We start from the raw sequence: 13,032 nt of genomic DNA, 5'->3' as shown, positions 1-13,032 counted from the left end.
CTACCTTATTCCATATTATTTATTTCTTTTAAATCTACTTTTTTAACAGCTCCAGCACTTAAATATGCTATAGCTGTAGTAACTACTAAAATCATAATCGGATATATGCCATATACTTCCAATGGATTTACCTTTAATATAATGTTATGAACACCAAGTACCGCAAATACTTGACCTATTGTTAAAGGCCCAAGGAAATTTGACATTATAATCCCTAAAGCAATTGCCACAATAAGAACTATACTGATTCTACCTGTCTGCCAAAATCTAATAGAGCTATTTCTAAAACCAACACTTTTAAGCATCGCTATCTCACCTTTTTCCTTAGTTATAAATGTTTTCACCATTAAAACTGTAATCAAACCATTTATACATACCACTATTAACGCTATTAGATTTTTCATTGTATCAAGCTGAGCTATAGAGCCTCCTATATATTTCGAAATATATTCTTGAGAATTTTGAAAGGTGTAACTTGGGTATTTAGTTTTTAATTTGTCCATTAAAAATTCAGGCTTTTCCTTTCCTATGAAATCTCCTTGAAAAGGCCCAACTCCCGCTAAATAACTAAAATCTATATCTATCTTAGGATTTAATCTTACTGACTCACCCATGTTATTCATACTTTCAAATAAACCTGTTACAATAAATTCTTTTTTCTCATTACCTATTTGTGTATAAATTGTATCTCCAACTGAAACCTTGAGTTTCTTAGCCACGGTTTCAGTTACTGCTACTTCATTTTTTAATTCTGGCATCTTACCCTTTAAAAGAGCAACATTATTTTCATCATTTTTTATAGTCTGAAAGGCCATTAATGAGGAAGTATCATCTTTATCTTCAACATAAAATTTAAGTCTATAAATTAAACTTCCATAAAGCTTTATATCTATACCATTATCTTTAAAGGAGCTTGTAAGACTGTCCATATCTCTTATATACTCTTCTTTGTTTGCTCCCATTGTATACTTATCCATCTTATCAGTTTGAATAAATACATCACTTCTATTCCACCCAAATAACCTAATAATATTATCATCCTTAAAAGTATTTATTGTGTTTAAAGGGATAATAATTAAAACTGTTCCTATACAGAAGGTTAAAATCAAAACCACAAATCTCTTAAGATTACATAAAATATCATTTAAGGCAATAAACATAGGTGCTTTAACCTTTGTGCAACTTTTAAGTTTTAATCTTGATTTCCCCTTAAAACTTTCACCATTACTTCCATTTCTGATTGCATCTATTGTTGAGAACTTGTTCAACCTTCTTGTGCATGAATAGCAGAATAAAATAACCATAAATACTATAAAGATAGAACATCCCATATTAACAGCCATATTTCCAAAGGAAGACTCCATTAAAATGTTTCCTTTAAATTGATTAAGAAAGATATTTCCAAAAGGGAAGCTTGCCGCAAAGCCAATTACTACACCGATTATTGTTATTGCAAAGTACTTTATTAAATAAATCTTCTTTATATCAAAGTTTCTAAGACCAATGGCCTTCATCACTCCTATTTCTTTCAAATCATCCTGCAAGGTAAAAACTATTGTAAACCTTAAAATCAAAAATGCTATTAAAATAAGGCAAAGACTTACTATAATTAAAACTCCATATGGTATCAGATCCAGAATAAAAGTAGTACTTAGAAATGCTTTGTCAAAACTGATTATTGTACTACACTCTATACTTTTAAATTCTTTTTCTAAAGCCTTTGTATCCTTTGAAATAATGTAATAGTTATTTATAGCACCTGCATCTTTATAAGTTTTGAAAACCTCATAATCCTCATCACTTATGAGGATTCTCTTCATATCAACCATGCTTGATCCAAAGAGAGCATCTTTTATAAACGTCTTTATTGTAAGTTCTTTTCTGATATCCCCAAGTGTAACAACGACTTTATCTCCAATTTCTAGATTATTTTTTCTTTTATCATCCAATGAAAAAGCAATTTCTCCAGCTTTCAAATTAATTTCATCTCCATTATCATTTAGCATTTTCCCATACTTATGTGGTTGAGCTTGAAATAAAATTTGTCCATAAGGATCAAACTCCCTAAGGGTGTCCCCTGTTTTTATTTTGATATTATCCTTAGAAAGTAAAGTACTTTTATCAATCTCATAAGACTGTATAAGCTTAGAAGAATTAAGCCATTTATATAACTCTTCATTTTCTCCCCTATCATAAGTAGAAATAATATAATCAGGAGTTTTAGCTTTATCCATGAAATAGCCAACTGATCTTGATACCGCTATTAGATTATTTACGCTACTAGCCAAAAAGGTTGTTGCCATTATGATAAATAATAAAAGAATAATGTTCATTGATCTCTTTCGTTTGAAATCCTTTTTTAATATTCTAAAAAACATTTTTTCCCTCCACAAATCTTTTACACTGACTTACACTTTATCCTAAGCCTACTTTCAGAACTCAGAGAAGCTTTTATTGCTCTAAGATTAAAGTGCACATCAATCACTATGAATTCATTATAATTTACCAATTATTAAATAATCCTTAAATGAAAAAAATCCTCTTACAATTAATAGTTGTAAAAGGATTTTCATAATATATTCAGCTTAAGCATGAGATAAATCTGGAAACATTAGTTTTTTATTTTCTATGCTTTCTAAATCTTTTCCGAGAATAAACAACGTACAATCATCTTCGTGATATTCATTAATGGTATACCCAGTTGCATTATAGGGTGTAAATCCAAGCGTAACCTTTTTAATACCATCACCAAAAGAACTGATTACCGTTTCTAGGTTCACTCTATGGCATGCAATTATTTGATTAACATAAAGGTTATCTCCGTTTATGTCAGCGATAATGTAAGCCTCTTGTTCAGCGGAATAATAGACTGAGTCGCTCCATCTTGTCCAAAATGCAATCAATCCTGGATTATTCATAGTGAACCTATCATTACTTACACTATTGCTCACAGTTTTGAAAAAGTCATTCCATGCGCCTTCGTCAGACATATTAACCTGTTGTATTTTATTTATATTATTTGAATAAATATCTTTGCTATACTGATATTGTTTACTTGTCGTAAATCCAAACTTAGGATAAAAATTTACAACACTATCATTTCCAAATAAATATATTCCATCTGAATTTTCTTTATATTCATCTATAATACTCTGTATCAGGTAACGACTCAAACCTTGGCCGCGATAATCCTTATCTGTCATAACTGTACCGATTTGAATATAATGTTTCTGTGTACCATCTAAATCGAAATCCATTATATTAGCAGAAGCATTAGCTATAACCTTATCACCATCTACCAAAGAATGTGGAATGTACTTATTTCCCCAGAAACCATTTGAATACCAGTTTTCAAAGTTAAAGCCAAAAGTCCTTTCAGTTAACTCATTAAGGCTTTTACGCATTTTATCATTATCTTTATAGGATTTAATATAAGTATATTTCATCGTCACCCTCCTCTCAAAATCATTCTTAATATATACTTTAGATTATTATGCCTTCAAAATGATCCATTTCATGTTGTATTATTTGTGCTGTAAACCCAGTAAAAACTTGCTTTTGCTTCTTAAAATTTCTATCAAGATATTCCACCTCTATCATTTCATATCTCTTTGTCTTTCTAAAGCCAATTAAAGATAAACAACTCTCTTCTGTTTCATAAAGCTTTTCTTTCTTTAATATTACTGGATTTATCATAGGAACAATAAGGTTGCCAACAGTAAATACCAATATGCGCTTTTTTGCTCCAATCATATTACCAGCCAATCCAACACAATTTTCTAAGTTTGCTCTCAATGTATCTATTAAATCATCAACTATCACTATATCATTTTTAGTTGCCTCTTCTGATTTTTGTCCTAAAAATAATATATCTTTTACAATTGGTTTTATCACAATATATACCTCTTTTTTCAATTATATTCTTTATAAAAATAAGATAGGATTCTAAAATACATAATATATCCTAACCCTATTCAATAATTTAGTTCAAAAAAATTATAACATAAACCAATGATGCTTTTAATATCATTGGTTTACTTTTTAATATTTTTCTCAATGAACTCAATACATAGTGCCATTGCATCATTATAATTCAAAATCTCATCGACCCTTTCCCCACGTGGTAATTATAGTATAACATCGCAGATATAATAAAACTGTTCCTAATTTGCTAAAGTTAGGCTATAAAAAATCACTGAAGAAAGTCTCTTGAGTGATTTAATTGAATAATAATTACCTCTAAAACAAATAAAAAGTGCCGTAAAACCTAAGTTTTACGGCACTTTGTGAACTATAATTAAAGATTTCTAATTGCTAATAATACAAAGTTTAATATAAACAAGCCAGTGAATAGATATATAACTGGATGTATTCCCTTTGTTTCCTTCTTAACAATAGCAATTATAACATAGCTTATAAATCCAAATGCGATACCAGTTGTGATGCTATAAGCAAACGGCATAAGTGCAATTGTAAGGAATGCAACTGATGCTACACTTAAGTCTTTCCAGTCGATTTCTCCGATAGAAGACATCATTAGGATACCAACAACTACAAGTGCAGGAGCTGTAGCAACTGAAGGTATAATTCCGATTACTGGAGCGAAGATTAAGCATACTAAGAACATTATTGAAGTTACAACTGATGATAAACCTGTTCTACCACCAGCAGCAATACCAGCTGAACTTTCAACGTATGTAGTAGTATTTGATGTTCCGAAGAATGCACCTACTATTGTAGCACTTAAATCAGCGAATAAAGCCTTATCTAAACGTGACTTAACTCCCTTACCTTCAAGCATAAGTTTTTCGTCTTCTGCATCAAATATACCTGCACGACGACCAGTACCGATGAATGTTCCAAGTGCATCAAAAATATCTGTAAGGATAAATGCTATCATAGCAGTGATCGCAAGTAATAACTTACCACCATCAGCAAAAAGTCCAGCGAAGTCCATCTTGAAAGCTGTGTATTTAACTGCACCAATAGAAGTTCCTATACCGCTAAGTGATATATTTGCTGAAGAGAAAAACTCTTGTGCATTTTTTGCATGGAATCCAAAAACGCCAGGATTAACGCCACAAGCAATTTCTATAAATGTTAGAGCAGTTATTGAAGTAATACCTATTAAAATAGCTGCTTTAACTCTTAAAATCATAAGAACAAGTATTAAAATAATTCCTAGTAGTGCTAACTGCACAGAAGGACTTGAGAAGTTAACAAGTGCTGGAACAGCAGATGAATTTGTTATAACTGTTGCATCAGCAGGAGTTTTTCCCAAGAATAAGTATGTCCCAGGATCAGCAGTGAATTTTAAAAGACCACTGTCTTTTATCCCTATATATGCTATAAATAGACCAATACCACCACCTATTGCTTTTTGTAAAACTGATGGTAAAGAACGTATAATTATCTTACGAAGTCCTGTAACTGTTATAATTATGTTTACAACGCCACAGATAAATACCATTGCTAAAGCTTGTTGCCATGTGAATCCCATAGTTCCACATACTGTGAATGTGAAGAATGCATTTAATCCCATACCAGGAGCTAATGCATAAGGCACGTTAGCAAAAAGACCCATAACAAGTGTACCAACCACTGCAGATATAATTGTTGCAACAAATATACCTTGTGGGTTAAAAGGGTTGTCCGCAGTTCCTGCTAATTGCAGAATACTTGGATTTACAAAAATGATGTACGCCATAGTAAAGAATGTTGTAAGACCAGCGATAACTTCAGTTCGTACATTTGTACCATATTGTTTAAGCTTGAAAAATTTTTCCATCTCTATAACTCCTTAAAAATATTTTTTTAAGAAAATCTAATGTTTAAATAATTCGATATAATCACTTTCATTAGTATTGTTTCCACCTACGCTTTTTCTAAACCTATCATAAAAAATTCTCATAAGTGTTACACTTTTCTTCTTTTCTATTCTTTTTAGAAAAACTTATTAAATCTAATATAATACCTAAGCTTGTTCAAAAATTAATTTATAATTGATATAGTTTCTTAAAGAATAAAAAAATAGATTGAAACAAAGTCTCAACCTATCGAAAATACTTAATTACGAGTTATGTACTAAAAATTCAAACTCTTAATCAACTTCTCGATAGTCGGGTAATTAACGGTCACCCGGTAGAAACTGCCAACCCATATTTGTCGGCGATATATCGAACCTATTTAATTTTGCAAAATGATTTCCTATTAAATTATAGTGTAATTTGTCGAATTTTACAAGAGGTAATAATATTTTTTTAAATAAATGCTTTAATTGATGTGATATTAGCCTCTCAGCTTCTTACCTTCTGAAAGTAAGGCCACAGACTTATTAATACGATCAAGTCTAGTTTCTTCACGCTTAGCTGAAGTAATCCAAGTTACGTATTCCTTCTTTCCTGTGTATGAAAGAGAATTGAAGGTAGCTACAGCTGTTTCACTGCCATTCATTGCTGTTAGGAAATCTTCAGGAACCTCTACAGTACGTTCTTCTTCATCTTTTTCTATCGTAACAAATATTTCGTCACCAAAGCCTTTGCCAATTTTATTTCTAATCTCTTTTGTTAACCCAAGCATATAGCAGCCGCCCATATTTACAACAGATCCTCTATATTCTATACCATCGAAGGTAGCTTTAACTTTCACACGCTTTGAACCAAACACTTCTTGAACATCAAATGGTGGTTCAACAAAACCTGCATCTTTATTTTCAACCTGCTTTATAATTGCTTTAAATTCCTGCTTCAATGAATTCACTCCCTTTTCACTTGTTTAAGTTTAGATGAAACACTTCAATATTGAAAATAGTTTTCGGTTTGAAGTGTTTCATCTTTATCATCTATTATTAATTAATTATATCAAAAATCAAGCAAAGGTGTAAGCTTATCTGAATAATATACATTTAAAACATGAAGCGCTCTTGTGCATGCTGTGTAAAGTAGAAGTCTTTCTTCTTCACTTTTGTAATTTTCATTTCCTACATTATATATAAGTGCCACATCAAATTCTAATCCCTTGGCTAGATATGCTGGAATTACCAAAATACCACTTACATATTCGTCATCATCCTTCATTATGCATTTCACATCAATCTTATCTTTTAAGAAGTTAAATACCTCTTGAGCTTCTTTTTTAGTTCTCGTTATTATTCCAATGGATTGGTACTCTTTTTCTTTATATATTTTTATATCACTAAGAAGTCTTTCCTTTATTGCATCATCGTTAGAAAAACCAAGAAGTAAAGGCTCTTCTCCACTTCTTTCTACACATCCATCTGTAATTTCTTGATTTAAAAGTTTTCTTGAGAATCTTGTAATTTCAATGGTGGATCTATAACTTTTGCTTAAATTTATTATGCAAGTATTATTCTCAGGGAATATCTTTGCAATATTTTTATAATCCCCTACGTTCATAAATGGGTTTATCGATTGATTTAGATCTCCTAATATGGTCATATCTGCATGACTAAACAGTTGATTTAATATTTCATATTGCAAAGGCGTATAGTCTTGTGCCTCGTCTATAATTACATATTTAATTGATGAGGTCTTAGGAAGATCTCCTAAAGCTCCTTTAAGATATAAAAGAGGTGATTGATCTTCATAATTTAATACTTTACCTCTTAGATTTTCTAAAGTATAGCGCTTAATCTCGTAAAGCTTTTGTTCGTTGTATTCAGAGTCTGAACTTTTAGCAAATGCCTCTAATTTCTCGAAAAGCTTTTTATAAATATCTAATAAATTAAACTCTGTACTCCTATTGATTGAATAGTATAGATCTTTCATTTCTGCTTTTACAAGAGCTTTACTTTTCTCGTTGATTTCATTTTTATCTATATATGATCCAGTCTCCTTTAGTTCATGAGCCACTTCTTCTATCCAAAGTTTTTCATAAGGTTCTACAAGGAAAAGAATTCTCTCTCTTATCTTTTGAAGCCTTCTTTTTAGTGGAAGGTCAGAATAATCCTTAAAAAATAATTTATTTATTTCATCAGAGGATATTATTAATTTCCCTCTTAAACTTATGTCTCTAAAATCTCTTTCAAGATTTTCAACATAAACAACATATTTCTTTAGTACATCTATAAATTCCATGGAGGCCTTATATTTAATATTATTTATTCTTTCTTCATAACTAGCTTCATCCTTTGAAGCCAAAATATATTCCATCATCTCGCAGTAGTTTTCCTTTTTAAAGCCAATACCTAAGGCATTATGCATATATTCCTTAAAGGTTGTTTGGTTCATATTGTCTTCCCCAAGCTCTGGTAAAACATTAGAAATATAATCATTAAAAATCTCATTCGGGGAAAATATCACTATGTTTTGAGGGGTTATCTTATCCCTATGTTTATATAAGAGATAAGCAATTCTATGGAGAGCAACAGATGTTTTTCCACTTCCTGCAGGACCTTGAACAATCAAGTTTTTATATTGTTCGTTACGGATTACTTTATTCTGCTCTCTTTGAATTGTTGTTATTATGGTCTTCATTTTATTATCAGTGTTCTTACTTAAGATATCTTGAAGTATTTCATCATCTATCTTAAGATTACTATCAAACATATAGTCAATTTTTCCGTTACTAATTTTATACTGTCTTTTTAAGGTAAGGTTACCTTCCACTATACCTTCAGGGCATTCAAACATAGCCTCTCCAATCTCATAGTCATAAAACATGCTTGAAACTGGTGCTCTCCAGTCATAAACAAGAAAATCGTAATTATCATCAGTAAGGTTTGAGATTCCAATATAAAACTTTTCCTCTTTCTCCTCTCCTTTTTCTAAAAAATCGATTCTTCCGAAATAAGGAGATTCAACTATTCTTTCATACTTCTCTTGGAATTTTCTACTTAGCTCATGTTTTCTCTTTTGGATTTTCATGACATCTATAAATTCCATAAACTCTACAATCTGATCCATTCCATTTGCTATAGAAACTGAACCTAAATCTTGCCATAGTTGTCTTTGAGTTTCAATAGCATCTTTTTTGAATTTTTCCTTAAAATCCACCTTTTCATTGAACTGTTTTTGAGCTTCTTTAAGCACTGCTTCTAACCACTGATTTTCAAGTTTCCATTCTAAGTCATTCTTATTCATGAATACCCCTCCAATGCCTTAAATATAGATGCTCCTAGCCTTAATCTAATCATAACTTAAAGACTATCGCTATAACATCTTAGCAAAACGGGGTAAAAAGAAACAGTCTGTATTTAGCTTTTTAAATATGGTATAATTAAAGTAAGGGGAGAAGTATTTTATATTTCTCCCCTCACTTTAATATTATTTAATCTCTTCAATCATCCATTTATACTGTAAATCTCCAAGCCCATACTGAGGAAATAATATAAGCAGATCTTTTATAAGATTGTCCTTAGTTAAATTATTTTTGATATACTTTTTAATATCACTATTTTCTTCTCTATAGGTAAGATACAAATTCATCGCCTGATAAGTTACAGGCAGTAATTTTATATCACATTTTTTTCTATAACATAATATGGTTTCATAAATCTCTGAATAATTCTCTATATTGATTTCAAAGGCATTGGGTAACATTGTGTCAGTTTGCTCTTCCGCCATGCAGAAAAGCACATCACCTTTAAAATGAATTTGTTCCAAAAAGGCAAGTATCGTTATTAAATTCATCTGACAGAACATATCATCGCCAAACCACAAAACAATAATGTCAAACTTTTCGTCTAATAAAGGTCTTAGCGGCTCTATAACGATCTTTTTATATTCTTCAGCTGTAGATTTTAAAGAGATAGTCCTTTTTTCTATAAATTCCGGTGAGAAGACCTTTTCTGAGGTTTCTCCCCAGCACATAGCTTCATTAAATGGAACATATACTTCATTTTCACTGATCAAGCGATTTTTTTGAAAAAAACTAAGCATACTGAGTCCATTTAAGATATGTAAGGTTTTAAATGGATAATCTCTTTTAATTTGACTTTGTACATTTTTAATAGTTTCATTTTTCATAGCTGTGTTCTCCTTGTTTTTGATTGGAGGATGACTATTTTTTTCATAATCAGCAAGGGGCTTAGGATTTTCACGAAATCTTTTAGGTGATACTCCAAACATCAAAGAAAAAGCTCTTGAAAACGCCTCTTGTGATGAATATCCGTATTTTACAGCAATATCAACAATTCTGCTATCTGTACTTTTAAGCTCATTTGCTGCACAAACAAGTCGGCGTTTTTTCACATAACTTTTCATAGTTTCACCAAAAAACTTATGAAAAATAACAGAACAATAATACGGTGAAAAATTGCAGTTATTTGCCAAGTCGTTTAAAGAAAAATCTTCATCTAAATTTTGTTCTACATAGTCTAGTATTTTTTTCACATTACTAGTTATCATTTGTCATTCCTCCTTTTACAAAACATTAACACATCTGCAATATTTTCTTTTGATAATAGTTGTGGTCTTATGGGATTGCGCTACAAAAACCTAATTTCAACACAATTCTATATCAACTCTTATTTATAATACAAGAAAATATCTATATGATAAAACTCTTACCTATCAATTTAGGTAAGAGTTTTATAGTTTAGCTATATTCTAAGATTATTGTTGAAATTCTATTCTTAGTAATCTTCTTGCAAAATGCATAAATAATCTTTTGTAGTATGCTTTTCTATGCTATATTCATAATTAGCTTTGTCCTAATAAGCACTGGTTAATATATATTACCCCTTGTTTAATATTTCTATGATTTAGTGATTTTACATCAAATTTAAATACTTTATAAACTATTTGAACACAATATCCTACTGCAAAAGCTGTTATAAAAGTTCCCACTCCAGCAAAACCACCTAATGTCCAACCAATTATTAAAGCACCCATTTCAATAAAAAACCTTATAAGGCTTATGGGTTTGCCAGTAAGCTTCACTAATGCAATCATAAGTCCATCCCTTGGTCCACACCCCATTCCGCATCCTATGTATAAATAACTACCTATGGCACTTACAAGCAGACTACCGAGCATCATCAATGTTCCTGCAACTAAATTATTGCAAACTGGTATGATCTTAGTATATATTATTAAATCAATGAAGCATCCAATCACTATCATATTAGCAATAGTTCCCAGTCCAACTTTAATTCCTAATATACTTGCTATTATTACTACAACTATTCCAACTAAAATACTAGCCTGTCCAATAGTTATGCCAATTACATTTGTTAAGCCTTGATGGAATACATCCCACGGACTTAAACCTAGCTTTGAATTTAAAGCCATTACAGTTCCCGCTGCACAGAAAAAAAATCCTAGCGTCAATCTTAATATCATACCTAATAAATTTTTCATGCTCTCCTCACTATTCTTCGTTCTTTATTTTATCCAATATTCTTCTATATTTTCGCTCATTCTTTTTATCAATTCCGTAGCTAACTTCTTTTCTTCCTCGCTAAAACCTTTGAAGGATATCTCAAGTTGTCTTCTTTCTTCTTCAAGTATAAATTCATATACTTCTAAACCTTTCTTAGTCGGATTCAATTTATATTCTCTCTTATCTCTTTCATCTTGTTCTTTATTTAAGTAACCAATATCAATAAGCTTATGCACTGCTTTTGTAGTTGTAGTTTTGTCTACCTTTAACATATTTGATAAATCCACAAAATTAATTCCTGGATTTTCACAAATCCTAGTCAAGAACATATATTGTCCTTTTTGTAGTTCAAATTGCTTATATTTATAATCGGATTTGGAATTTGTAGCCCTATATATGGTTCCCAAAAATCGTAATACCCTACAATCTAATTCTTTCATTATACTTCCTCACAACAGTTAATTTTAGAGTTTCTAGCTCAACTATTGATTTATACGTGCTAAAAGTAATGGGTGTGTGATTTTCGAACAAGCATAAATTAAGTTTCCACATAGGAACTCCTATTAGTTGAAATTTCAACTAATAATATATCCTAATTTAGTTGAAAGTTCAACTTACTTTTTACTTCATAGCCATAAGAAGCTTCTAAAACTATTGAAACATCTAGGTTTAGCCACCATAGAAATTTTATATTTTACTAGATAGCAAAAGAGAACCTTGTCTATTATGACTTGGTTCCCCTATTTTTTACTGCTTTATTTATATATTTATCTATAGATATATCACTCAATTACATATAAATTTCATTACATTAAAAAAATTCTTTTAAATACTTATTGCTAAAATCTGATAACTTATTTACATCCACTGCAATATTTTTCATGATTTCTTTAGCTTCCGTATATGCCATATTAAACTCTTGTTCTGTAATCTCACCTTTATCAAGTGCATCTTTAAGTTCCATTTCATCAAGTAGAAGGACATTAGAATCAGGTAATACTACAACATCTAGAAATAGATCTTCGAAAAATGGGATTCCTTCTTCAGTAAGACCCTTTTTTCTAGTAATATCAAAATACCACTGTACTATTTCTTTATTCTGATCATACATGGTTGTCATACAATAATTACCTTTAAAAGGCATTATCTCAAGCCATATATACCCATCATCCGCTAAACAATAATCTTTCCCTAATATGTTTTTTATTAATGGTTTACTTACTTTTTGTATAGAAGTTACTGATGCATAGCCTTCAAAATCAGCATTTTTAAAATATCTTGTGGTAAATTTTCTTTTTAAGACTCTTGTCCAATCTGGTTTATTGGCATACTTTCTCTTAATCAAAACCACACACTTCCTTAATATTAATTTGTATATAAAAATTTTAATATTATTAAGAGTTCCTGTATCGAAGCTTAATTAATACTTGTTCTAAAATCTCGGCTTTTGGGGATTTTCGGGCATGTATAAATTAACAGTTGAGTTAGGAACTTTATATATAGATGAACCACTTCATACTCTAACTTGTATTTTCAAACTCTCCTCTCAGAACACAGAGGAGTTTTGAAAATTGATTTCGGATTGAAATTTTTCAATTTTAGATAGACCTGTCCCAAATAAGATTTATATATGAAGTAGTTTATATATAATAAAACCATACGCTATATTATATAACATACGGTTTTGTT

Annotated in this window: 10 protein-coding genes and 1 riboswitch; all 10 genes read right to left on the bottom strand. The window is 30.5% G+C overall.

The features are described 5' to 3' along the window. Positions 1-5 precede the first annotated feature (5 nt). On the bottom strand, positions 6-2,378 hold the full coding sequence (locus bsdtw1_RS07965) for an ABC transporter permease (protein ID WP_183277055.1): 2,373 nt from the start codon (positions 2,376-2,378) through the stop codon (positions 6-8). Positions 2,379-2,585: 207 nt separating this feature from the next. Beyond that, positions 2,586-3,446, bottom strand: a complete 861-nt coding sequence (locus tag bsdtw1_RS07960; protein ID WP_183277054.1) for a GNAT family N-acetyltransferase — start codon at positions 3,444-3,446, stop codon at positions 2,586-2,588. Positions 3,447-3,483: 37 nt separating this feature from the next. Further along, positions 3,484-3,894: a peptide deformylase gene (locus bsdtw1_RS07955; RefSeq protein ID WP_183277053.1), complete on the bottom strand. Its 411-nt coding sequence runs from the start codon at positions 3,892-3,894 to the stop codon at positions 3,484-3,486. Positions 3,895-4,297: 403 nt separating this feature from the next. Continuing rightward, positions 4,298-5,788 carry an NCS2 family permease gene (locus bsdtw1_RS07950; RefSeq protein ID WP_183277052.1) on the bottom strand — a complete coding sequence of 497 codons (1,491 nt, stop codon included), beginning with the start codon at positions 5,786-5,788 and terminating at the stop codon, positions 4,298-4,300. A 308-nt stretch (positions 5,789-6,096) separates the two neighbouring features. Continuing rightward, a riboswitch (purine riboswitch) is annotated at positions 6,097-6,199 on the bottom strand. An 89-nt stretch (positions 6,200-6,288) separates the two neighbouring features. Further along, entirely contained in the window at positions 6,289-6,750 is a 462-nt protein-coding gene (locus bsdtw1_RS07945; protein ID WP_183277051.1) for a YdeI/OmpD-associated family protein, read from the bottom strand. A 110-nt stretch (positions 6,751-6,860) separates the two neighbouring features. Next, complete coding sequence (gene helD / locus bsdtw1_RS07940) at positions 6,861-9,101, bottom strand: RNA polymerase recycling motor HelD (protein WP_183277050.1); 2,241 nt, start codon at positions 9,099-9,101, stop codon at positions 6,861-6,863. A 183-nt stretch (positions 9,102-9,284) separates the two neighbouring features. After that, positions 9,285-10,367, bottom strand: a complete 1,083-nt coding sequence (locus bsdtw1_RS07935) for a helix-turn-helix transcriptional regulator (RefSeq protein ID WP_183277049.1) — start codon at positions 10,365-10,367, stop codon at positions 9,285-9,287. Positions 10,368-10,661: 294 nt separating this feature from the next. Next, the gene (locus bsdtw1_RS07930; RefSeq protein WP_183277048.1) at positions 10,662-11,321 is read right to left on the bottom strand and encodes a YczE/YyaS/YitT family protein; all 660 of its coding nucleotides are present in this window, start codon (positions 11,319-11,321) and stop codon (positions 10,662-10,664) included. Positions 11,322-11,345: 24 nt separating this feature from the next. Beyond that, positions 11,346-11,783: a MarR family winged helix-turn-helix transcriptional regulator gene (locus bsdtw1_RS07925; protein ID WP_183277047.1), complete on the bottom strand. Its 438-nt coding sequence runs from the start codon at positions 11,781-11,783 to the stop codon at positions 11,346-11,348. 371 nt (positions 11,784-12,154) lie between these two features. Continuing rightward, entirely contained in the window at positions 12,155-12,688 is a 534-nt protein-coding gene (locus bsdtw1_RS07920; RefSeq protein ID WP_183277046.1) for a ribonuclease FAU-1 family protein, read from the bottom strand. Between the last annotated feature and the right edge of the window lie 344 nt (positions 12,689-13,032).

The organism is Clostridium fungisolvens (assembly GCF_014193895.1).
Lineage (GTDB): Bacteria > Bacillota > Clostridia > Clostridiales > Clostridiaceae > Clostridium_AR > Clostridium_AR fungisolvens.
The sequence above is the reverse complement of the archived record's forward strand: the minus strand, read 5'-3'. Positions and strand labels throughout refer to the sequence as shown.

Bases quoted from the DNA above. Each gene is read 5' to 3' on its own strand.
- bsdtw1_RS07965 (WP_183277055.1), bottom strand. From the start codon at position 2,378: ATGTTTTTTAGAATATTAAAAAAGGATTTCAAACGAAAGAGATCAATG.
- bsdtw1_RS07960 (WP_183277054.1), bottom strand. From the start codon at position 3,446: ATGAAATATACTTATATTAAATCCTATAAAGATAATGATAAAATGCGT.
- bsdtw1_RS07950 (WP_183277052.1), bottom strand. From the start codon at position 5,788: ATGGAAAAATTTTTCAAGCTTAAACAATATGGTACAAATGTACGAACT.
- helD (WP_183277050.1), bottom strand. From the start codon at position 9,101: ATGAATAAGAATGACTTAGAATGGAAACTTGAAAATCAGTGGTTAGAA.
- bsdtw1_RS07935 (WP_183277049.1), bottom strand. From the start codon at position 10,367: ATGATAACTAGTAATGTGAAAAAAATACTAGACTATGTAGAACAAAAT.
- bsdtw1_RS07930 (WP_183277048.1), bottom strand. From the start codon at position 11,321: ATGAAAAATTTATTAGGTATGATATTAAGATTGACGCTAGGATTTTTT.
- bsdtw1_RS07925 (WP_183277047.1), bottom strand. From the start codon at position 11,783: ATGAAAGAATTAGATTGTAGGGTATTACGATTTTTGGGAACCATATAT.